Here is a 22,725-nt window from a genome sequence, read left to right as displayed (position 1 = left end):
GTCCCACCATGCGCATCCGCGAACTCAAGCTGATCCGGTACGGCAAATTCACCGACCGCACCCTGGCCCTGCCGCACCAAGACCGCGACATCCACCTCATCGTCGGCCCCAACGAGGCGGGCAAATCCACCGTGCGCACGGCCATAGGCGACTGGCTGTTTGGCATTCCCGCGCGCACACCGCTGGCGTTTTTGCACCCCATGCCCGATTTGCGCCTGGGCGGCGTGCTGGAGCAACGGCCCGGCCCCGATGCGGCACAGCCCTTCGCGTTTGACCGCACCAAAGGCAACAAAAACACGCTGCGCACGCCCAACGACGCGCCCCTGCCCGATACAGCCCTGCAGCCTTGGCTGGGCAGCTTGCAGGCCACCGCCTTCAACCGCATGTACGCGCTGGACCACAGCACCCTGGTGCAAGGCGGCGCGGGCATTTTGTCGGCCTCCGACGACATGGGCCGCATGCTGTTTCAGTCTGCCGCCGGCGTGCAACACCTGGGCGAAGCGCTGTTGAAATTGCAGCAAGAGGCCGACGCCCTCTGGGCGCCGCGCAAGTCTGCTGCGCGCATCTATTACCAAGCGCAAGACGCCCTGGACGCCGCCCAAACCGCCTTCAAACAAGCCACGCTGCGCACCAAAGACTGGAAAACCTTGCACGACGCGCTGGCCGCCACCGCCGCCGCCCTGGCCGAAGCCCGGCAACGCGACGTGGATATTCGCCAACAACTCAGCCGCCTGGAGCGCATTCGCCGCGTGCGCCCCATGCTCATGGCGCTGGACGCCGCCCGGGCCGAACACGACGCCCTGGCCCATGCCGACACACCCTTGCTGCCCGAGAACGCGCCCGATGTGCTGCGCGACGCCCAGCAAGCACGGGCGCTGCTGGGTGCCGATGTGCAGCGGCTGCAACGCGATGCCGAGCAGGCCCAGGCCGCGCTGCACGCCACGCCGGTGGACCTGCACCTGCTGGCCCTGGCGCCCGACATCACCGAGCTGAACGAACGCCGCCTGCAATTCCGCGCCCACCGCACCGACATCGTCAAACGCACCGACGAAATTCGCCTGGAGTGGCAACGCGTGCAAGCGCTGGCCAGCGGCCTGGGCTGGCCGGTGGACAGCGAAGACGCGGTGCGCCAGCGCCTGCCCGGCGCACCGGTGCGCGCGCGCCTGGCGCGTTTGCTGAAACAGCGCGTGCTGCTCAGCCAAGACCTGCGCGGCGCACAGCGCCAGATGGCCGAGCGCCAGCAACAACTGCAACACACCCAAGAGGCCCTGGGCCGCCTGGGCGCCGGAGCGGTGCACCCCGGTCTGGCCCTGGCCGTGGAACAGGCCCTGCAACTGGGCGACCACGCCGCCGCCATGAGCGAGGCGCGCCAACACATCGCCCGCTTGGCCCAACACACCGAAGCCGCTTTGGCCGCCCTGGGCCCCTGGCGCCAGGAGCCCGACACCCTGCGCGCCATGGTGGTGCCCGATGCCGCCCTGGTGCAAAGCCTGCTGAGCCAACACCGCAGCGACGCGGCACAGGCCCAGTCGCACCACACCGCGCTGGATGAAAAAAACCAGGAACTGCAACGCCTGGAGCAGGCGCTGGAACAACTGGTGCGCGACTTCCAACCCGTCTCGCTGGACCATGTGCAACAAGCCCGCCGAAACCGCGACGCCACCTGGAGCCATATCAAGCAAACACCGCAGCACCTGCACGAGCACGCAGCCAGCTTTGAAGCGCAATTGCAAGAAGCCGACCACCTGGCCGACGCCCGGCTCGACCGCGCCCAACACGAAGCCGCCCGCCAGGCCAAAGCCGAACAACTGGAACAGCAGCGCTTAGAACAAAGCCACCTGGCCAGCCGCTGGCAGACCGTGCAACAACGCATGGCCCAGCGCCTGGCCGACTGGCACACCCTGGCGAGCAGTTGCGGCCTGCCCGAACTGCCGCTGGACATGGCCCCCGTCTGGCTGCAGCAGCGCCAGCGCGTGCTGGACCTGCACGCCGAACACAGCCAAGCCACACAACAGCAGGCCGCCCAAACCCAGGACGCCGCCCGCATCCAGCAGACCCTGTGGGCGCTGCTGAGTCCAGAGAGTCCAGAGGCCCATGCGCAAACCGCCAACCCGTCGGACGCCCCCGAACTGGCCGAATGCCTGCGCCGCGCCCGTGCCCACCTCAGCCAAGCCGAACAAGCCCAAGGCCAGCGCAACAGCTTGACGCAGCAACGGCACGAAGCACAAACCAGCTTGCTCAGCCTGCAAACCACCCTGCAGACCGCCCAGGCCGCCTGGCACGACTGGGAACAATCCTGGCAAGCCGCCGTGGCCGCCGCAGGCTACCCCGACACCGCGCTGGCCGATCAGGTTGAAGCCGACCTGGACACCCTGCAAGCGCTGGAGCGCCTGCTGGACCATATCCGCAGCATCCGCAGCGAACGCATCGACCACATGCAGGCCGACCTGAACGGTCTGGCCGCCACGGCACAAGCCCTGGCCGCCCAGCTCGCCCCTGAACTGTGCAACCACCCGCCCGAACACACCGCCCAAGAACTCGCCCGCCGCCTGGCCCAGGCCCAACAAGCCGACGCCACCGCGGCCGAACTGCGCCAAAGCCTGCAACGCAGCCACGCCGAACTGGCCGCCGCCCAACAGCAACAACAGGCCGTGCAAGCCCGCCTGGCCCCCTTGATGAGCGCCGCCGGTCTGCCCAACCAACCGGATGAGCACACCCTGGCCGCCCTGGCCCGCGCCGTGGAACAGTCGGACCAGCGCCGTCAAGCCTTGCGCAACATGCAAGCCGCCGAAGCCGCCCTGGCCCAGGCCGCCGATGGCCTGCCGCTGGATGGGCTGCGCCAAGACATCGCCGCCATCGACCCCGACGAACTCAAAGCCCAACTGGAACAACTGACCCGCCAGGCGGGCGAGGTGGTGGAAGACATCGCCGCCTGCAGCAACCGCCACGGCACCCAAAAAACCGCTTTTGACGCCCTGGACGGCACCGACAGCGCCGCTCAAGCCGAAGCGCGCCGCCAGGAAGCCCTGGCCGCCATGGGCGACGCCGCCGAGCGCTACCTGAAACTGCACACCGCCGCGCGCTTGCTGAAGTGGTCGATGGAGAAATTCCGCGAAACCAAGCAAGGCCCCATGCTCGCCAAAGCCTCGGCCCATTTCAGCGGCCTCACACGCGGCTCGTTCAGCCGCCTGCTGGTCGACACCGGAGAAGCCACGCCGCGCCTGTTCGGCATCCGCCCCAACGGCCAAGCCGTGGACGTGGCCGGCATGAGCGAAGGTTCCCGCGACCAGCTTTACCTGGCACTGCGTCTGGCCGCGCTGGAACTGCAAACCGACCAAGGCCTGTGCCTGCCCCTGATTGCCGACGACCTGTTCATCAACTTTGACGACGAGCGCACCACCGCTGGCCTGCAGGTGCTGGGCGAGCTCTCGCGCCAGATGCAAGTGGTGTTCTTAACCCACCACGACCACCTGGTGCCCCTGGCCCAGCAGGTGCTGGGCAAGCAGGTGAATGTGGTTTATCTCTGAGAGGAGGGTGGGGTTTCAAGCGCCCGCGCAGCCGCCAGCCCGCTGCGCACCGCCGCTTCCAGCGTGGCGGGGTAGGGGCCGTCCACATAGTCGCCTGCGGCCCACAAGCCGGGCGCAATGGCTTGGCTGGGGCGTTGCAGGCCGGGTGTGCAGGCGAAGGTGGCGCGTTTGTCCACCACGGTTTGCAGGGGTTGCAGTGCGTGCAGACCCAGCTGCTGCGCCGCTTGTTGCAGCACACGGGCCTGCAGGTCGTCGCGCTCGCCTTCGCTGGCGCTGATGACGAAGGCCAGCACGCCCTGGGCGCTGGCGTCTTGCGGGTTGAGCTGGCCGCGGTCGAACACGAACTGGGCCGGGGCCGCGTGGGCGTTGGGCGTGGCGCGCAAGGCCAGCATGGGCGAAGACAGGCGCACACCGGGTGCCCAGGCGTACACGGTGGTGATGGCGGTGAAGTTGAGCGCTTCGGCGGTGTTGGCCCAGCTGTTCAAGGCTTCGGCCAGGACAGAGGATTCGGTTGGTGTGCCGTGAGCGGCCTGGCGCATGGCTTGGGCGGCGGGGCTGGCGGCGGTGGCCCAGACCACGCGGTCAAAGCGCTCTTGCCAGCCGCTGCCCTGCAATTGCCAGCCACCGGCTTGAGGCCGCAGCCCCAGCACCCGGGCGCCCAGGCGCAGCCGCGTGCTGGCGTTGTGGTGCGTGCGCAGCCACTGCGCGGCGGCGTTGGGCAGCAGCGCGCTCAGGTCGGTGCGGGGCAGCAGCAGGCTGGACGCGGCCCAGCCGCCGTAACCGGCGCCAAACAGCGCATCGCGCATGACGCACAGAAACACCTGGGCGCTGGCCTGTGCGGCGGGCAGGTTGAGGGCCGACACGCACAGCGGTTCAATCAGTTCGTCCATCACCCGCTGGGGCAGCGCGGCACACAGGCGGGCCACGGTGAGTTGAGGCGTACAGGCAAAACCAGCGCGTTGCCAGGCCAGGGATGCGCGAACGAGCGCCCAGCGATCCGCCCAGCGCCAGCCGCGTGCGGTGGCAATGGCGGCTACGGCGTCCAGCGGCGCGGGCCAGCGGGTGGCCCAGCGGGGCGTTTGCAGGCCGGTACCGTCGGGGTAGGGCAGGGCCAGCGGCAGGCACAGCAGGGCTTCGCGGGGTGACACGCCCACGCGCTGCATGAGTGCCAGCGTCTCGGCGTAGGCGCCAATGAGGATGTGTTGGCCGTTGTCGAGCGTGAGCGCCACACCGTCGGGCCGCTGCGCGGGCAGGGCGCGGGCGCGCCCACCCAGGGTGCGGGTGGCTTCAAACAGGGTGACATCCCAGCCCGCGCCCGCAGCCTCCACCGCAGAGGCCATGCCCGCCCAACCCGCGCCGACGATGGCGAGTTTCATGGTGCGCAGCGGTGAAGCCCCGGATTCACACCGCAGACGGGAAGACGCTTGGGGGGCATGTCTACAGCCGCCCCAGCGCCTGCACCTTCCACGCCAGCCAGAACTTGCGCAGCGGTGTCAGGCTCACGCGCTGGGTCAGCACCAGCATCGGGTCGGCGGCAATTTCTTGCAGCAGGGTGCGGTAGATGCTGGCCATCATCAGGCCGGGCTTCTGGTTGCGGCGGTCGGCTTCTGGCAGCAGGGCCAGGGCTTCGTTGTAGGTGCGCAGGGCGCGTTCGCACTGGAATTGCATCAGCGCGGTGAAACGGCGTTCAAAGTCGGCCGCATCGGTGCCCGGTGCTTTGCCGCGCTTGAGCAGTTCGTGGGCCTTCACGTCAAAGCGCTGCAGTTCATTCACCGGCAGGTACACGCGCCCCCGCGTGGCGTCTTCGCCCACGTCGCGGACGATGTTGGTGAGTTGAAAGGCCAGCCCCAGCCGGTGCGCGAAGGCGGTGGTTTCGGGCACGGTCTGGCCAAAAATGCGGGCCGCCACCTCGCCCACCACGCCCGCCACCAGGTGGCAGTATTGCTGCAGGTTGGGAAAGTCGAAGTAGCGGTTTTGGTCCAGGTCCATCTGGCAGCCATCAATGACAGCCAGCAGGTGCCGGGCTTCGATGCCAAACGGGGTGGTGTGCGGCATCAGCGCCAGCATCACCGGGTGGCTGGGCTCGCCCGCAAAGGCCTGCGCCACCTCGCGTCGCCACCAGGCCAGCGTGGTCTGGGCCACGCCGGGGTCGCTCACCTCGTCCACCACGTCGTCCACCTCGCGGCAGAAGGCGTAAAACGCGGTGATGGCTGCGCGCCGCTCAGGTGGCAGAAACAGAAAGGCGTAATAAAAACTGCTGCCCGAGGCGGCGGCTTTTTGTTGAACGTAGTCTTGTGGATTCATGGGCGCTCTGAGTGTAATCAGCCAAACCAGATGGATTCAGTAGCTGGAGCTTCCAGCTCCAGATGAACCGGAGCTGGAAGCTCCGGCTACTGGGGTCAGGCTGAGACTATCAAGCGCGACCACGGCGCCAAAAGGCCCACGAACGCTCCACTTTTTTCGTTTTCTTGGGCCGCATGAACGCCAGAAACAGCAGCGGCACCACAAACAAGGTGAGCACGGTGGAAAACGCCAGACCCCACACGATGCTGGCCGCCACCGGCCCCCACAGCAGGCTTTGCCCGCCAATGCCGAAAGCGAGCGAAAACAGGCCGCCGATGGTGGTGGTGGTGGTGATCAGAATGGGCACCACACGGCGGCGTGCGGCCTGGATGATGGCGTGGATGGTGCTCATGCCGCGCTGCAGGCGGTCGTTGGCCGCGTCGATCAGCACGATGGCCGAGTTGACCGCGATGCCGGTGAGCGCGATCACGCCGTACAGCGTGTAGAGCGACAGCGGGTTGTTGGAAATGGCCAGACCAAAGGCCACGCCGGTGAAGGCCAGCGGCACGGTGACCAGGATCATCAGCGGTTGCCAGTAGCTTTTGAATTGCGCGGCCAGGATCAGGTAGATCAATCCCATGCCCAGCAAAAACAGCTGTTGCATGGAGGCCAGGCTTTCTTCGATGTCTTCCAGCTCGCCCGAAAAGTCCAGATCCACGCCCGGGTGTTGCGCGCGGATGGTTTCCCAGCCGGCCTTGATCAGGTCGTTGGCCACTTTCGTGTCGGTGATCTCTTTGTCCAGATTGGCCTCCACCGTGGTGGTGCGGCGCAGGTTGTAGTGGCGAATGAAGCCGCGCCCGGGCGTGGCCTCGGCATGCACCAGCGCACCCAGGCGGGTGGTTTGGCCGTTGGGCAGGGCAATCGGTTCGTCCAGCAGGCTGGCGGGGTCGGCGCGCAGTTGGTCGGGGCCACGCAGGGCCTGGTCGGAGCGCACGCGCAGTTCAATCTTGTCGCCCTCGTCGCGGGTGAAGGCCACCACCTCGCCGTCCACCGCCAGGCGCACCAAGCGCGCCACTTGGGCGGCATTCAGCCCAGCCTCGCGCAGGGCGTCGCGGTCCAGCCGCAGTTGCAGCTGGGCGCGCCCGGGCAGGTTGTCGTCTTGCACGTCTTTGGCGCCGGGCACGGCGGCCACGATGGTCTTGAGCGCGTCGGCGGCGGCCTGAATCTGCTCGAATTCATCGCCGCGCACCTTCACGCTGATGGCCTTGCCGGCCGGTGGGCCGCCCGACAGCACGGTGAAGCTCTTGCGCCCGGGGCCGCTCAGGCTTTCAATGCGCTGGCGCATGTCTTCCACCACCCGTTGCACGTCGCGCGAGTCGTCGGTGCGGGGGTTGAGCGAGACGAACACCTGACCGTACAAATCGCCATAGACCGGCTCGGTTTCGGTGAACTTCAGGCCGGCGGTGGATGTGACAGCCCGGGCTTCGCCATCCAGGCCCACCCCACGCAGTTGCTCGCGCACGGCCGCTTCCACGCGCTGGGTTTCTGCCAAGGTGTCTTCCAGCGAGGCGGTTTGCGGCATGTCCACGTTGACGTAGAACGCCCGGATCGGGTCGAACGCAAAGAACTGCACCCGGATCACACCCGTGACCAACAACGCCACGGCCGCAGCCACCGCCAGGCTGCTGACCAGCGCCGAGCGCTTGGGCCGGCGCAACACATAGCCCAGTGCCTGGCCGTAACGCAAGCGAATGCCGCGGTTGAAACGCTCGCGCCAGGCCTGCACGCGCGAAGGGCGGTCAAAGCGCACGCCGATGGCGCTGACGTGGACCGGCATCATCCAGAACGCTTCAATGAGTGAGATGGCCAGCGCCAGCGTGACCACGAAGGGAATGACAAACATGAACTTGCCGATGATGCCGGGCAGCAGCATGAGCGGCAAAAACGCCGCCATGGTGGTGGCCACTGAGGCCAGCACCGGTTTCCACACCTCGCCAATCGCGTCCAGGCTGGCGGCCAGGGCCTGCTGCCCACGCTGCATGCGGTAGAAGATGGATTCGACCACCACCACCGCGTCGTCCACCAGCATACCCAGCGCAATCACCACACCCAGCAGCACCGACACGTTGACCGTGTAGCCCATGGCCGAGAGCACGGCAAAGGTGCCAAGCAGCGAAAACGGAATGCCCAGCGTGACCAGCAGCCCAATGCGCCAGCCCAGAAACGCCCAGCACACCGCCAGCACCATGAGCATGCCCACCAGCGCGTTGGTCTGCATCACGTTGATGGCGTCGCGTGTGGGCACGGTCTGGTCGTCGGTCAGCACCAGTTGCAGGCCGGCGGCGGCGAGCACGCTGTTCTGGCTGGCCAGGTAGGCGTTGAGCCGGTCCACCAGCTCCAGGGTGTTGGTGCCCGACTTTTTGGTGACGGCCAACGACACGGCGGGCTGGCCGTTGGACGCGGCGTATTGCGAGGCCGGGGCGCGGGCGCGCTCGATGCGCGCCACCTCGCCCAGCCGGGCCGACACACCGGGGCGCATGCTGGATGCCACCGGCAGGCCTTCGAGCGTCTGCGGGTCGGTGAGCACGCCCTTGACGCTGATGGACCAGGCGCCGTTTTGCGTTTTCAGGGTGCCGCCCGAGGTGTCGCGCCACCAGGCCGACACGGTGTCGGCCACGTCGGACGCCAGCAGCCCGCGCGCGGCCAGCGCCTGGGCGTTGGGGCTGATGAGGATTTCCGGCTCACGCAGGCCCGAGGCGTACACCTGGTCCACCCCGCCCAGGCGCTCCAGGTCGTTTTTGATGCGCCGGGCGTTCTGGCGCAGGGTTTCGTCGTCGGCCTGGCCCAGCAGCATGAGCGCAGCGGTGGGGAATCCGTTGCTGGTGGTGATTTCCAGAATCATCGGGTCGCGCGCTTCTTTGGGCAGCTCGCTGGCGGCTTTGTTCTGGATTTCGCGGCGCAAATCGGCCATGCGCTTGTCAAAGGTGCGTTCGTTGATTTCACGGAACCGCACCAACATGCTGGCCACGTTTTCGCGCGAATTGCTGATGACGAAGCGCACATCGGCCACGCCCTTGATGCCGTCTTCCAGCGGGTTGGTGATCAGCCGTTCCACCTCTTCGGCGCTGGCCCCGGGCAGCACGGCGGTGACGCTGACCCAGTTGAAGTTGATTTCGGGGTCTTGCTCGCGGGGCATGGTGTTGTAGCTGACCAGACCGAGCAGCAGCACCACCACAAAGGCGATGTTGGCCAACGGGTGGTTGGTGAGCAGGGCGCGCATGAATTTCATAAAGGCTCCGCTTCACTGGCCAACGGCCTGGGCATCGATGGCTTGCCCGGGCTGCAGCGCGGCCTGGCCGCGCACGATCACCGGCGTATCGGCCGGCAAGGCCACGGCGGTGGCGCGGCCTTCTTGCGCGCCGGGCAGCGGCACAAAACGCGCCGTGGCCTGGGCGCCGCTGCCTTGCTGCACAAAAACGCCCAGCACATTCTGGCGCCGCACCATGAGGCCCGGGGGCAGGTGCGGGGCAGCTTCTTGCCAGCGCAGGGTGCCGCTGGTGCCGGCCGCTGGCGCTGTGGTCGCGTCGGCAAACGCCAGGCGGGCGGCCTGCGTGCGTGCGGGTGCGGTGACGGTGGGTGCCACCCGCAGCAGGCGCACGGCATGGCTGGCGCCCGGGGTTTCAAAGCGTGCGGCCTGGGTAGCGCGCAGACCGGCCACGTCGGCCGGGCTCAAGCTGGTGGCCAATTCGGCTGGACCGCTGTCGGCCATCACATACAACACATTGCCCGGTGCCACGGCTTCACCGGCTTGCGCCAGGCGCTCGGTCACGCTGCCGTCGAAGGGCGCGCGCAGGGTGGTCTTGCCGAGCTGGCGCTGGGCCGTGGCCAGTTGGGCGCGGTTGGCGCTGGCTTCTGTGTGCACCAGCGCCACCTCGGTTTCGCGCTGGGCCAGCGCTTCTTGCGAGAAAAAGCCTTGCGCCACCAGCTCTTTGGAGCGCTGCAACTGCGCTTGCGCCAGCTTCAGCCGGGCGTTGCTGGCGTCCAGCGCGGCCTGGGCGCGTTGCACGCCCAGCTCGGCGTCACGCGGGTCGATTTGGGCCAGCACATCGCCGCGCTTCACGGTGGCGCCCACATCGGCCGTCCAGCGCAGCAGGGTGCCCGCCGTTTCGGCCGACAGCCGCGACACGTTGCGCGCCACCACGCTGGCCGGTGCCTCGCGTTCGGGCTGCACCCACACGCTGTCGAGCCGGGCCACGCCCACCAGGGCGCGCGCCGGGCTCGCGGCAGCGGGTGGGGTCGCAATTGGGGCGGTGCTGGTTTGTGCCCAGGCGCTGCTCAGGCCCAGCACCAGGCTGAGTGTGAGCGCGCTCCATGCGGCGGTCTGGCAGGTGCTGTAGGGGTGCAGACTGGGTTGTGTCATCGGTCTTCCTGAGGTGCGGTTTTTAGACGGTTTTCTTTGTTTTGTCGGTTGCCGGCCGAGGCTGCATCCACAGCGCGCGCCAGAGCAGGCGCGGCACGTCGGCCTTGCTCAGCGTAGGGCGGGTCTGCCAGGTGCGGTGCTCGGCGGCGGCAATGGCGTCGAGTATGCGCAGCCCGCCTTGCACCACCAGGCGCAGTTCCCATCCGGCGCGGCCCGGCACGCGGTGCACCAGGGGGGCGCCCATGTGCATCAGGCCGCGGGCGTGGGCACACAGCTCGGCAACCAGCGCTTGCTGGGCGTTGCGGCGGGACTGGGATGCGGTGGTGGCTGGTGGCACACCGTCGCTGAAAAAGTCGCTGAGCTGCACGCCGTGTCGCTGCAAGCTGTCGCTGGGCAAGTAGACCCGGCCCCGGGGCAGGTCCACGCTGATGTCTTGCCAGAAGTTGATGAGTTGCAAGGCGCTGCAGATCTGGTCGCTTTGCTGCAGCGACACCGCGTCGTGCACACCGTACAGGTGCAACAGCAGCCGACCCACTGGGTTGGCCGACAGGCGGCAGTAGTCCAGCAACTCGGCGGTGTGGGCGTAGCGGTGGCCGCTGGCGGTGTGGCGCACGTCTTGTTCAAACGCGCTCAGCAGGTCGTGCAGCCGTTGGGCGGGCAGGGTGTGTTGCGCCACGGCCTGGCCCAGCGGGCCAAAAACGCCGGCCCAGCGGCCCTGCGCCGGGTTTCCGCTCAGACAGGCGTTCAGGGCGGCGCGGTAAGCGGCCAGTTCGGCCAGGCGCTGCTGGGCCGACGCATCGCCCTCGTCGGCGATGTCGTCGGCCGTGCGGGCAAAGTGGTAAATGGCCACGATGGCCGGGCGCAGGTGCCTGGGGCAGAGCACCGACGCCACCGGAAAATTTTCGTAATGCGCGACCTGTGCCGACAACGGGGCGTTTGCCATGGGCTGGGTCGGTGCACCCGGTAAGTGGGTCGGCAATGGATCTGGCATGTGGGACTTGCGGTGTGGGATAGATGTCTGGGCGTGAGAGTTTGACAGGCTTAAAGGCGTCCAATTGCACTACAATTTTGCTTACTAACCAGTCAGTCATTAATTTAACGGGGTTGCCATGCTGGCTTTGCGTACGCGTTCAGGCTGAAAGTGCTGGGCGTTCTGATCCAAGTTTCGGCTGACCAATTTCACCACCGCTTGTTCATCATTCCCATGAAAACACCGCATTTTGTTCTCCTCGTGGCAGCCGCACTTGCGCTGGCTGCCTGCTCGCGCCCCGAGGCGCCGCAGGAACCGATCCGTTCTGTGAAGCTGCTCACCGTGGGTACCGCAGCGCTGGGCGCGCAAAGCGAATACGCCGGCGAGGTGCGTGCGCGCACCGAATCGCGGCTGGGCTTTCGGGTGGGTGGCAAGCTGGTGCAGCGCCCCGCCGAGGTGGGGCAGCGCGTGGCGGCGGGTCAGTTGCTCGCGCAGTTGGACGCACAGGACTTGGCTCTGGCCAGCCAGGCGGCTCAGGCTCAAGTGAGCGCTGCGCAAACCCAGCGCGATCTGGCCGCTGCCGACCTGAAACGCTTCACCGACCTGAAGGCCCAGGGCTTTGTGAGCGGGGCCGAAATTGAACGGCGCCAGGCCACGCTGCAAGCGGCCGAAGCCACGCTGAAACAGGCGCAAGCCCAAGGGATGGTGCAGGGCAACCAGGCCAGCTACACCCGGTTGCTGGCCGACGCGAGCGGCGTGGTGCTGGCGGTGGACGCCGAGGTCGGCCAGGTGGTGGCGGCGGGCACACCGGTGGTGCGCATTGCGCGCGATGGTGCGCGCGATGTGGTGGTGGCGGTGCCCGAAGACCGGCTGGCGCAGCTGAGCACCGGGCAAGCCGCACAGGTGCGGCTGTGGGCGGGCTCGGGCATGCCCGTGGCCGCTGCACCGCTGCAGGCCCGTGTGCGCGAAGTGGCGGCCAGTGCCGACCCCGCCACCCGCACCTACCAGGTCAAGCTGGCGCTGCCCGAAGGCACGCCGGTGCCGCTGGGCGCCACCGCCTACGTGGCGTTTGCCTGGGCCGGGGCCTCAGCGCCTGAGGTGGTGAAACTACCCACCAGCGCGCTGATGCGTTCGGAGGCGGGCGCACCGTCCAGCACCTCGGTGTGGGTGTTTGATGCCACCACCAGCACGGTGCAGCCGCGCCCGGTGGTGGTGGCGGGGGCCGACGGCAACCAGATGGTGATCGCCAGCGGCTTGAAGCCCGGCGATGAGGTGGTGGCTGCGGGTGTGCATGTGTTGCAGCCGGGCCAGAAGGTGACGCGCTTTACCGCAGCCGCCACGCAGTGAGGTCCGCCATGCACCCCACCAAACCACCGTCTCAAGCCGCCCAGACGTCCTGGGTGTCGCGTTTCAACCTGTCGCAATGGGCGCTGGACCACCAGGCCTTCACCCGCTACCTGATGATCGTGCTGATGTTGCTGGGCGTGGCCGCCTACTTCCAGCTCGGTCAGGACGAAGACCCACCGTTCACCTTCCGCGCCATGGTGGTGCGGGCTTACTGGCCCGGCGCCACCGCCCAACAGGTGGCCGAACAGGTGGCCGACCGGGTAGAAAAGACGCTGCAGGAAGTGCCCTACGCAGACAAGATCCGCAGTTATTCCAAGCCAGGTGAAGCGCTCATCATCTTCCAGCTCAAGGACAACGCGCCCGCCAGCGACGTGCCGCAAACCTGGTACACCGTGCGCAAAAAAATCGGCGACATGCGCGGCACGCTGCCCCCGGGCGTGGTGGGGCCGTTTTTCAACGATGAATTTGGCGATGTGTTCGGCGTTATTTACGCCTTGCAGGGCGAAGGCTTTTCGCCGGCGGACAAGAAACTGGTGGCCGACGACGTGCGCCAGCGCCTGCTGCGTGTGAAAGACGTGAACAAGGTCGAGCTGTTTGGTGTGCAGGATGAAAAGCTGTACATCGAACTCTCCATGAAACGCCTGGCCACGCTGGGGCTGGACCTGCAGCAGGTGCTGGCCGCGCTGGGGCAGCAAAACGCGGTCGAATCCGCTGGCGCGGTGCAGGCACCCCACGACGTGGTGCAGGTGCGGGTGGCCGGTGCGTTCACCTCGGTGGAGCAGTTGCGCGCCATGCCCATCCGCGCCGCCAACGGCAACCAAATACGCTTGGGCGATATTGCACAAATTGGCCTGGGCTACGCCGACCCACCGCAGGTGATGGTGCGGCACAACGGTATCGACAGCATTGCCCTGGGCATTTCCATGGCCAAGGGCGGCGACATCATTGCGCTGGGCAAGGCCCTGGAAACCACGGTGACCGAGATCAAAGCCGCTTTGCCTGCGGGCATGACGCTGGTGCAGGTGCAAGACCAGCCCAGCGCCGTCACGCGCTCGGTCAACGAGTTTGTGAAGGTGCTGATTGAAGCGGTGGTGATTGTGCTGGCGGTGAGTTTTCTGGCGCTGGGCCTGCACAAGCGCGAAGGCGGGCACGGCCTGCGCCGCTACACGCTGGACATGCGGCCCGGCCTGGTGGTGTTCATCACCATTCCGCTGGTGCTGGCCATCACCTTTCTGGCCATGCAGTACTGGGGCATTGGCTTGCACAAAATCTCGCTGGGCTCGCTCATCATCGCGCTGGGTTTGCTGGTGGACGACGCCATCATTGCGGTAGAGATGATGGTGCGCAAGCTCGAAGAGGGCTACACGATGATGCGCGCGGCCACCTTCACCTGGGAGGCCACGGCCATGCCCATGCTGACCGGCACGCTGATCACCGCAGCGGGTTTTCTGCCCATCGGCATGGCCAATTCCACCGTGGGCGAATACACCTTTGCCATTTTTGCGGTCACGGTCATTGCGCTGGTGCTGTCCTGGATCGTGGCGGTGTTTTTTGTGCCTTACCTGGGCGTGAAGCTGCTCAAAGTGAAACCCCATGTGGGACCCGCCGACGAGGTGTTTGACGGTCCGTTTTACGACCGCTTTCGCGCTACCGTGAACTGGTGTGTGCAGCACCGCTGGATCACCATTGGTTTGACCATCGGCACCTTTGTGCTGGGCATGGTGGGCATGGGTCAGGTGCAGCAGCAGTTCTTCCCCGACTCCAGCCGGCCCGAGATCATGGTGGACGTGTGGTTGCCCGAAGGCAGCAGCATGGCCGCCAACGACGAGGTGACGCGCCGGGTGGAAGCCCGCCTGGCGGCAGAGCCGGGCGTGACCAGCGTGAGCACCTGGGTCGGCTCGGGCGTGCCGCGTTTTTATTTGCCGCTGGACCAGATCTTTCCGCAGACCAACGTGTCGCAAATGATCGTGTTGCCGCAAGACCTGAAAACCCGCGAGCGCCTGCGCAAGGCCCTGCCCGAACTGCTGGCCACCGAATTCCCCGAGGTGCGCGGCCGCGTGAAGCTGCTGCCCAACGGCCCGCCGGTGCCGTACCCGGTGCAGTTCCGCGTGGTCGGCACCGACCCGGCCGTGCTGCGCACCCTGGCCGACGAGGTGAAAGCCGCCGTGCGCGCCAGCCCCAACATGCGCGGCGTGAACGACAACTGGAACGAGTCGGTGAAGGTGCTGCGTCTGGCCGTGGACCAGGCCAAGGCGCGCGCCCTGGGCGTGAGCAGCCAGTCCATCGCGCAGGCCGGGCGCACCTTGCTCAGTGGCAGCACCGTGGGCCAGTACCGCGACGGCGACAAGCTGATCGACATCGTGCTGCGCCAGCCGCTCAATGAGCGCGACGCCATTTCCAGTCTGGCCAACGCCTACCTGCCCACCGCCGGTGGCCAGAGCATTCCGCTGTTGCAGATTGCGCGCCCGGTGTTCGACTGGGAGCCCGGCGTGATGTGGCGCGAAAACCGCGACTACGCCATCACGGTGCAGGGCGACGTGGTTGAGGGCTTGCAAGGCGCCACCGTCACCGCCGAGCTGTTGCCGGCGCTCAAAGCCATTGAGAACGGCTGGGCGCAACGCGGCTTGAGCGCTTACCGGGTGCAAGTGGCTGGCGCGGTGGAAGAAAGCAGCAAGGGATCGTCGTCCATTGCTGCGGGCATTCCCATCATGCTGTTCATCACCTTCACGCTGCTCATGCTGCAGTTGCAAAGCTTCAGCCGCTCACTGCTGGTGTTCATCACCGGTCCGCTGGGCATGGCGGGCGTGGCCGGGGCGCTGCTGTTGCTGAACCGCCCGTTCGGTTTCGTGGCGTTGCTCGGCGTGATTGCGCTCATGGGCATGATCCAGCGCAATTCGGTGATCCTGATCGACCAGATCGAGCAAGACCGCAACCGCGGTGTGCCCGCCTGGGATGCCATTGTGGAGGCCGCCGTGCGCCGCATGCGCCCGATCGTGCTGACCGCCGCAGCCGCCGTGCTGGCCATGATCCCGCTCTCGCGCAGCGTGTTCTGGGGCCCGATGGCCGTGGCCATCATGGGTGGCCTGATCGTGGCCACGGTGCTCACGCTGCTGGCGCTGCCCGCCATGTATGCTGCGTGGTTTCGCGTGAAGCGCGAACCGCAACCCGCCGCCTGAACCAAGATAGACCCAGTGTCCTTGCCAGGGCCAACAGGCGGCTGGGTTCAATGGAATGAGCCATGCCAACTGAAATCGAGAACGACAACGGCAGCGGAACAAGCCGCGATGCACATTTCATGCGCCTGGCGTTGGCCCAGGCGCGCGAGGCGGCAGCCCATGGCGAAGTGCCTGTGGGTGCCGTCGTCGTGCACCAAGACCGTGTGATTGCAGCGGGTCGCAATGCGCCCATTGCTGGATGCGACCCCACGGCGCATGCCGAAATCGAGGCCTTGCGCGCAGCCGCCCGCGTTCTTGACAACTACCGACTGGACGACTGCGAACTGTTTGTGACCCTAGAGCCTTGCGCCATGTGCAGCGGCGCCTTGTTGCATGCCCGTTTCAAACGGGTGGTGTTTGGCGCAACCGACCTGAAAACCGGCGCGGCTGGCTCGGTACTGAACCTGTTCGAAGAGGCCCGTCTGAACCACCACACAGCGGTGCAGGGCGGTGTGTTGGCCGCGGACTGCTCACGCCTGCTGGCCGATTTTTTCCGTCAGCGGCGCGATGAACACCGCCGCAATGCGCACCCATTGCGCGAAGACGCTCTGCGCACACCCCAGGCAAGGTTTGACCATCTGCCCGGCTACCCGTGGGCGCCAAATTACATCAGCGATCTCCCATCGCTCAACGGATTGCGCCTGCATTACCTAGACGAAAAGCCTTCGACTCCAACCAGCGACGCACCCCGGACCTGGCTTTGCCTGCATGGCAACCCCGCTTGGAGTTACCTGTACCGCAAGATGATTCCCGTTTTCACGGCGGCAGGCGGTCGGGTGGTCGCACCCGATCTGATTGGCTTTGGCAAAAGCGACAAACCCAAAAAGGAAGCGGCCCACACTTTCCTTTGGCATCGCCAGGTGTTGTTGGAATTGATCGAACGGCTGGACCTTCGCAATGTGGTGCTGGTGGTGCAAGACTGGGGAGGTTTGCTGGGATTGACGCTGCCCATGGCCGCACCACAGCGCTACCGGGGTTTGCTCGTGATGAACACCATGCTGGCCACAGGAGATACGCCCTTGTCGCCCGGCTTTTTGGCCTGGCGAAAGATGTGTGCTGAAAAGCCTGCCTTTGACATCGCCCGCCTGTTCGCGCGCAGCAACCCGCGCCTGAGCGACGGGGAGTGCGCAGCCTACAACGCACCGTTTCCCGACCAAGGTCACCGTGCCGCGTTGCGCGCCTTTGCGGCTTTGGTGCCCGAGCATGCCCAAGACGATGGCGCCGCCGTCTCGCAACTGGCCCGTGCGTTTTGGCAAGACAGCTGGCGGGGCCAAAGCCTCATGGTCATTGGCCAAAAAGACCCGGTGCTGGGCGAGCCGGTGATGCGCAGCTTGCATCGGCTCATCCGCAATGCCCCAGAGCCTGTGCTGCTGCCCCAAGCAGGTCATTTTGTGCCAGAACACAGCGAAGCCTTCGCCCAGATGGCCTGCGCACACTTCTAGGCTGCCCGTACGGCAAAAGAGGGGGTTTTGTCGCGCAGGCGCCTAGCCGTGACACTGAGCTCGCATTCGTCCTGCTGACCTTTCCAGGATAATGCCCCTCTTTGCCAGCCGCCACACCCCATGAGCCATATCTACATTTATTCCCCTTCCAGCGCCGTGCGCGACAAAGCCGCATTTCGCCGGGGTGTGGCCCGCCTCAAGGTGTTGGGGCACGATGTAGAGATTGACGAGGCGGCCCTGTGCAGCCATCTGCGTTTCGCAGGCGATGACGAAACCCGCCTGGCTGCCATTGGCCGCGCTGCGGCCAGCGGCGCTGATGTGGCACTGATCTCACGCGGAGGATACGGTCTCACCCGCATCTTGGGGGGCCTGCCCTACAAGTCACTGGCCAAGGCCATCGAACGCGGCACCCAGTTTGTCGGCCTCAGCGACTTCACGGCATTTCAATGTGCTGTGCATGCCAAAACCGGTGCTGTCACCTGGGCAGGACCCGCTTTGGGTGAAGATTTTGGCGCCGAGGGGGGGCCAGACGAGATCATGGAGGCCTGCTTTGACGATCTGATCTGTGGCCACGGCGAAGGCTCTGGCTGGCGCTTGCCTGCGGGTGACGTGCCCGCCTTGGCCGCGCTGCTACAGCAAAAGAACAAGATCGCCGATAACGAGTCGCACGAACTGCGGGTAAGCAAAGCCACCCTGTGGGGAGGCAACCTGACGGTACTGTGCTCGCTGGTAGGGACCCCGTATTTGCCCGCAATCAAAGGCGGCATCTTGTTTCTCGAAGATGTGAACGAGCACCCTTATCGGATTGAGCGGCAACTCACCCAGTTGTTGCACGCCGGTATTGTGGATCAACAAAAAGCGGTGCTGCTCGGTTCATTCAACCGTTACCAGCCAAGCCCACACGACCGGGGGTTCAAACTGCAAACGGTTGTGAAATGGTTGCGCTCACAAACATGCACACCCGTATTCACAGGCCTTCCTTTTGGACATGTACCCACCAAAGTGTTGCTACCCGTAGGTCATCAGGTAGAACTGATGGTGCAAGGGCGCGATGCCCTGTTGTATTGGGGATGATATTGCCCCTGCTGCGGTCGATTTGCAGCCGGTGGTGTCCAAGTCCGATCGGTTCCTAGCGACGCAAGCGGCAGGACTCAATCAGGCTGTTGGGTACCAGCCCTCGAAAAACCGGTGAAAGGTTTTGCACGGTGTCGACAGCTTTGGCTTCGCCATGCAGTTGGCTAAGCACCGACATCATTTCTGATCGAGCAAACCAGAGTGCATGTGCATCGGCCAAGTAGTTCAAGCGACGTGTGAGTTGCGGATTGATCAACGCGCCATCTTCACCCAGCGCTGCCAGCATGGCTTTTCTCACCGGCTCTAGTGCTTCTGGTGAATTTTTACGGACCTCGGACCCCAAAAGGGCCGAAATACTGTTTCGTATACCCGGTTTGAACCAGCGCATGTAAATAACCTCAACGACTTTATGCTTATGTTGTTAGGGTACGCCATTAAGCCGGTGTGTGCAACCGTGAATACCTGTGTCCAACGAAAAGCAACGCTGGAATCTTGCACTTTTGCCACCTCGTGGACGGTGGGACAGTCTGCGCTGGCAGCATCCACTCTGCGCGGTGTCCGAGCTCAGCCTCTCAGCCATTCGTCCGTATACCTGCCGATCTGAATGCTCTGGACTGACCTGAGATCTGCCCAACGGTTGTTCTCAAGGCGCAAACGGCGCATCCTGCACACAAGAAACCCTTCTGTAAGAGGCTCGATCGATTCGTAACAATGTGTTGTAATTCAGCCGAATGACTTCTGAAATATGGCTGAGCTGACTGTCGCATTCATCGATTTGACCGGTAGCGTCTCTGTGTTTGAAACATTGGGCGATGACCGTGCTGCGAAAGCAATCATGAAGTTGACCCATTGGATCGGATCTGTTGGTCTTGAGAACGGTGGCGACGTGGTCAAGATGCTGGGCGATGGTGTTCTGCTGTCCTTCAGCAGCAACCTACAGGCGGTAGAAACCATTATCCGGATTCAGCAAGAGCACTCGCAGCGTACAGCGCATTGGCCCCACCACCCTAAGCTTTTAATGCAGATCGGTATGGCTCGGGGCCAGGTTCTGCAGTTCGATGGAGACTGTTTTGGTGATTCGGTGAACGTGGCTTCACGTCTGAGTGATTTGGCTGGTCCTGAGCAGATCTTGGTGACGGGTCAGGTGGTTCGCAATCTGGGTGTTCGCCATGGCGTGCGCAGCCGCCTCCTGGGACCAATGCAGATCAAGGGAAGGGTCGAGCCCTGTGACGTTTTCAGAATCGAGTGGCAGCCTGAGATGTTGTCTGAGTTTCTGACGCTGCCCTCCGATCTGTTTCAACTGGACATGACCTCCGAGTCGACTTTTGTCGGCCTTGAACTGAAGCACTTGGGTGCTTCCTGCGCCTTCAAACTGACGGATTTTCCGTTGAGAATTGGGCGTGTACCCGAAGCCGATTTTGTGGTCAACGATCCCCGCGTCTCGCGCTTGCATGCGAGGATCGACAGCTGCTCGGGCAATTACGTACTGAAAGACACCAGCAGCTATGGCACTTGGGTGCGGTTCGAAGGACACGAAAATACCGTTGCGCTCAGACGTCAGGAATGCCTGTTGCACAGCCGTGGTGAAATTGCTATGGGTGCGCCATTCTCGGACTTCAATACGCCCACCGTCAGTTTCAGGTTGGTCGACGATCGACTCGCTTTTGGCGATCGTACTGTGCAGGTGTGAAGCCGCGGATCGTTCGATTATTTGAGATTGCCCGACAGAAACTGCGCCAGACGCTCGCTTTTCGGGCGCGCCAACACCTCGGCCGGTACACCCTGTTCTTCGATTTTTCCCTGATGTAAGAAGATAAGGTGTGAAGACACCTCGCGCGCAAAACCCATTTCGTGTGTTACCACCAGCATGGTTCGGCCTTCTTCGGCCAGCAGCTTCATCACACGCAAGACCTCTCCAACCAACTCGGGGTCGAGTGCGCTGGTGGGTTCGTCAAACAGCATGACCGCCGGCTCCACTGCCAGTGCACGTGCAATGGCCACACGCTGTTGTTGACCACCGCTCATGTGGGCAGGATACCGGTCTTCCACGCCGTTCAGACCCACCCGCTCCAGATAGCGCCGTGCGGTTTCTACCGCCTTATCGCGGGAAATACCCAGTACATTCACAGGCGCTTCAATGATGTTTTCGAGCACGGTCATGTGTGCCCACAAGTTGAAATGCTGAAACACCATGGCCAGCTTGGTGCGCAAGCGTTGCAACTGTGCCGCGTTGACAGCCTGCAACTCACCGTGCCGGTCCGCCTTGAGTTGCAACTCTTCTCCGGACAGGACAATACGCCCAGTATTGGGTTTTTCCAGCAGGTTGATGCAACGCAGCAAAGTGCTTTTTCCCGAGCCTGAACTGCCGATGAGACTGATCACGTCGCCCGCACTTGCTTGTAGCGACACGCCTTTGAGCACTTCGTTGGATCCAAACCGCTTGTGAATATTCTCTACCGCCAGCAGAGGGCTGGAGGTGGGTGTGGTCGCAGTGTCGTCAGCGTTCATAAAGGGCGGTTCATTGTTGGAAGATGTACCGGTTACGGCGCTAGGCGCCTAGCAGGTCACCGGATCGGAAAGGCGTGCTGCCAGCGATTTTGCCTACCTCGCCACCGGCAACGATATAGCGCTCTTTGACCCTGGCGTAGAGCACGCCGGCGACGTCCGCATGCACCGTGTGCACGCGCGATTGGCCAGCAGCCGTTGGGTCAATCACCTCGGCGACCGCATCGCCCATGGCCAGCACCTGACCCGGTTGCACCAGGAAAACCAACACACCTGGAACGGGTGAACGCAAGGTTTGTGAACCGGCCAAAGGCGTTGGGACGCAGGGCAGGGCAGGGAGTTCGTGTGGTGCCGCAACCTGAGCCACGCCCAAGTGTTCAAGATAGGCCAATAAGGCGGCCGCGTCCTGCGTGGCGTGTCGGTGGCTCACGTCAGACTCTCCGCGGAGTTCGACCGTGGTGCTGGCGCAGCCTTGTGGCAGAGGTACACCGATCCCGGCGGCTTTGAGCTGGTCGGCGAGTTGCCACCAAAGGCCGGAGAGCCGTTCGTCAAAAGGTCCACCTCCCGACTCTTTGGCCAGCAAAACGGCCCTGCAACCGAGCAAGCGCGCCAGCGGCTCCAAGGGCGGCCAGCAGGCTTCTTCGCTGTAAAGGTGCAGGGCGGCTTCCCAGTCGCAGTGCAAGTCGATCACCACGTCGGCATCGTGTGACAACAGCAACAACTGACGGCGCAAACTGTCCAGCTCGGTCAGGGGTTGCCATGCTTGCAACCAAGCACCCACACACTCGCGAACGGTGGTGACATTGGTTTGGGCATCGGCACCCAGACGGGTTTTCACGCGGTCCCATACCGCCAGCGCGAGATCAGGGTAATGACGGTTGAAGTTTTGCGCGGTGTCCAGATCAAACCGTCCCATGGCCTTGTGGTCCAACCGCTGAGCCAAACCAATCGGGTTGGCTGCCGGCACAAGCACCACCTGACCAACCAGCCGACCATCGCGCTCTGCAGCCTCCAAGTGCGCTCTCAGGTGGTGCGCCGCTAGCATACCGGGCAACTCTTCGGCGTGCAGGCTGGCCTGCAGGTACACCTTGGGCCTTGCGCTGGAGTGTCCAAACTGAAAACTCACGAGCGTCTTCTGACTGCCCAGACTCGGACTCAACAAAGGGTGTTCGGTACGCTGCATGGAAGGTGGGACAACTGGTGAAGGTCAACCACGTCAGTGTCTGCGCGGTGCCAAGTGGGCCAGGAAACGCCGTTCGGCCAATTTGAACAGGCCGACCAGGCTGAAGGTGATGCAAAGGTAAATGGCCGCAGCGAACAAGTACGCTTCAAAAGGCAGGTAAAAATCAGAGTAGATGCGGCTGGCGGCTGCGGTCACGTCCAGCATGGCGGGCACGGTGCTGGCCAAGCTGGTGCTGTGCAACATCATGACCACCTCGTTGCTGTAGGCCGGCAAGGTGCGGCGCAAAGCGCTGGGCAACACAATGCGACGCATCGCCTGGACGCGGCTCATACCCATGGCTTGCGCAGCTTCGATTTCACCGGCCGCAGTTTCGCGGATGGCCCCCGCCAGCATTTCAGCGGTATAGCCGGCGGTGTTGAGGCTGAATGCCAGCAAGGCACAGAAAAAGGGTTCCTTGAAGTGCGTCCAAGGCCACACGTCGTCCCAGCGAGACTGAATCCACTCCAGTTGCGCCAGGCCGTAATAGATCAAATAAACCTGAATCAACAGCGGGGTGCCCCGAATCACGTAGGTGTAGACGCCGACCAAAGCCCGCAGTGGCGCTATGGAGCTGGTGAGTGCGAGTGCAAAAAATACCGCCAGCACAGCACCCACACCCAGCGAAGACAGCAGCAGGGTAAGGGTGGTCACGACACCTTCGCCATAGAGAGCCAAGGTGTCGGGCTCAAAGATGACTTGCCATTTCATGAGCGCACCACC

General features: G+C 64.5%; 15 protein-coding genes. 6 read left to right on the top strand and 9 right to left on the bottom strand.

Translation table 11 applies throughout. The features are described 5' to 3' along the window. Positions 1 to 8: 8 nt before the first annotated feature. Positions 9 to 3,527 carry a YhaN family protein gene (locus Q7J58_RS08910; RefSeq protein ID WP_304826397.1) on the top strand — a complete coding sequence of 1,173 codons (3,519 nt, stop codon included), beginning with the start codon at positions 9 to 11 and terminating at the stop codon, positions 3,525 to 3,527. Here Q7J58_RS08910 and hpnE read toward each other — a convergent pair. From hpnE to hpnC, 5 genes are all read right to left on the bottom strand, one after another. Then, positions 3,518 to 4,903, bottom strand: a complete 1,386-nt coding sequence (gene hpnE / locus Q7J58_RS08905) for a hydroxysqualene dehydroxylase HpnE (RefSeq protein WP_304826394.1) — start codon at positions 4,901 to 4,903, stop codon at positions 3,518 to 3,520. The genes Q7J58_RS08910 and hpnE overlap by 10 nt on opposite strands. Before the next feature lie 61 nt (positions 4,904 to 4,964). Continuing rightward, positions 4,965 to 5,831 carry a presqualene diphosphate synthase HpnD gene (gene hpnD / locus Q7J58_RS08900; RefSeq protein ID WP_304826391.1) on the bottom strand — a complete coding sequence of 289 codons (867 nt, stop codon included), beginning with the start codon at positions 5,829 to 5,831 and terminating at the stop codon, positions 4,965 to 4,967. A gap of 109 nt (positions 5,832 to 5,940) precedes the next feature. Beyond that, positions 5,941 to 9,099, bottom strand: a complete 3,159-nt coding sequence (locus Q7J58_RS08895) for an efflux RND transporter permease subunit (RefSeq protein WP_304826388.1) — start codon at positions 9,097 to 9,099, stop codon at positions 5,941 to 5,943. A 12-nt stretch (positions 9,100 to 9,111) separates the two neighbouring features. Next, on the bottom strand, positions 9,112 to 10,230 hold the full coding sequence (locus tag Q7J58_RS08890; protein ID WP_304826386.1) for an efflux RND transporter periplasmic adaptor subunit: 1,119 nt from the start codon (positions 10,228 to 10,230) through the stop codon (positions 9,112 to 9,114). Positions 10,231 to 10,252: 22 nt separating this feature from the next. After that, positions 10,253 to 11,173, bottom strand: coding sequence for a squalene synthase HpnC (hpnC, locus tag Q7J58_RS08885; protein WP_304826383.1), 921 nt, complete (start codon positions 11,171 to 11,173; stop codon positions 10,253 to 10,255). Positions 11,174 to 11,434: 261 nt separating this feature from the next. Here hpnC and Q7J58_RS08880 point away from each other — a divergent pair, with 261 nt between their 5' ends. The 4 genes from Q7J58_RS08880 (at position 11,435) to Q7J58_RS08865 (ending at position 18,278) form a co-directional block, all read left to right on the top strand. After that, on the top strand, positions 11,435 to 12,547 hold the full coding sequence (locus tag Q7J58_RS08880) for an efflux RND transporter periplasmic adaptor subunit (RefSeq protein ID WP_304826380.1): 1,113 nt from the start codon (positions 11,435 to 11,437) through the stop codon (positions 12,545 to 12,547). Between the two features lie 8 nt (positions 12,548 to 12,555). Then, on the top strand, positions 12,556 to 15,723 hold the full coding sequence (locus tag Q7J58_RS08875) for an efflux RND transporter permease subunit (RefSeq protein WP_304826377.1): 3,168 nt from the start codon (positions 12,556 to 12,558) through the stop codon (positions 15,721 to 15,723). A gap of 62 nt (positions 15,724 to 15,785) precedes the next feature. Next, positions 15,786 to 17,204 carry a tRNA adenosine(34) deaminase TadA gene (gene tadA, locus Q7J58_RS08870; protein WP_304826374.1) on the top strand — a complete coding sequence of 473 codons (1,419 nt, stop codon included), beginning with the start codon at positions 15,786 to 15,788 and terminating at the stop codon, positions 17,202 to 17,204. Positions 17,205 to 17,324: 120 nt separating this feature from the next. After that, the gene (locus Q7J58_RS08865) at positions 17,325 to 18,278 is read left to right on the top strand and encodes an LD-carboxypeptidase (protein WP_304826371.1); all 954 of its coding nucleotides are present in this window, start codon (positions 17,325 to 17,327) and stop codon (positions 18,276 to 18,278) included. 55 nt (positions 18,279 to 18,333) lie between these two features. Here Q7J58_RS08865 and Q7J58_RS08860 read toward each other — a convergent pair whose 3' ends face one another. Beyond that, positions 18,334 to 18,666: a hypothetical protein gene (locus Q7J58_RS08860; protein WP_304826368.1), complete on the bottom strand. Its 333-nt coding sequence runs from the start codon at positions 18,664 to 18,666 to the stop codon at positions 18,334 to 18,336. 357 nt (positions 18,667 to 19,023) lie between these two features. Here Q7J58_RS08860 and Q7J58_RS08855 point away from each other — a divergent pair, with 357 nt between their 5' ends. Then, complete coding sequence (locus Q7J58_RS08855) at positions 19,024 to 19,968, top strand: adenylate/guanylate cyclase domain-containing protein (RefSeq protein ID WP_304826365.1); 945 nt, start codon at positions 19,024 to 19,026, stop codon at positions 19,966 to 19,968. A gap of 17 nt (positions 19,969 to 19,985) precedes the next feature. Here Q7J58_RS08855 and Q7J58_RS08850 read toward each other — a convergent pair whose 3' ends face one another. From Q7J58_RS08850 to Q7J58_RS08840, 3 genes are all read right to left on the bottom strand, one after another. Beyond that, positions 19,986 to 20,786 carry an ATP-binding cassette domain-containing protein gene (locus Q7J58_RS08850; RefSeq protein ID WP_304826362.1) on the bottom strand — a complete coding sequence of 267 codons (801 nt, stop codon included), beginning with the start codon at positions 20,784 to 20,786 and terminating at the stop codon, positions 19,986 to 19,988. Between the two features lie 40 nt (positions 20,787 to 20,826). Next, on the bottom strand, positions 20,827 to 21,909 hold the full coding sequence (locus Q7J58_RS08845) for a M14 family metallopeptidase (protein ID WP_304826359.1): 1,083 nt from the start codon (positions 21,907 to 21,909) through the stop codon (positions 20,827 to 20,829). A gap of 90 nt (positions 21,910 to 21,999) precedes the next feature. Next, positions 22,000 to 22,713 (bottom strand): ABC transporter permease subunit, encoded by a 714-nt coding sequence (locus Q7J58_RS08840; RefSeq protein ID WP_304826357.1) that lies wholly within the window; start codon positions 22,711 to 22,713, stop codon positions 22,000 to 22,002. Positions 22,714 to 22,725 lie beyond the last annotated feature (12 nt).

The sequence above is a fragment of the Hydrogenophaga sp. genome, from assembly GCF_030656115.1.
Lineage (GTDB): Bacteria > Pseudomonadota > Gammaproteobacteria > Burkholderiales > Burkholderiaceae_C > Hydrogenophaga.
Note: the sequence above shows the minus strand (reverse complement) of the source record. Positions and strands in the feature narration are given on the sequence as shown.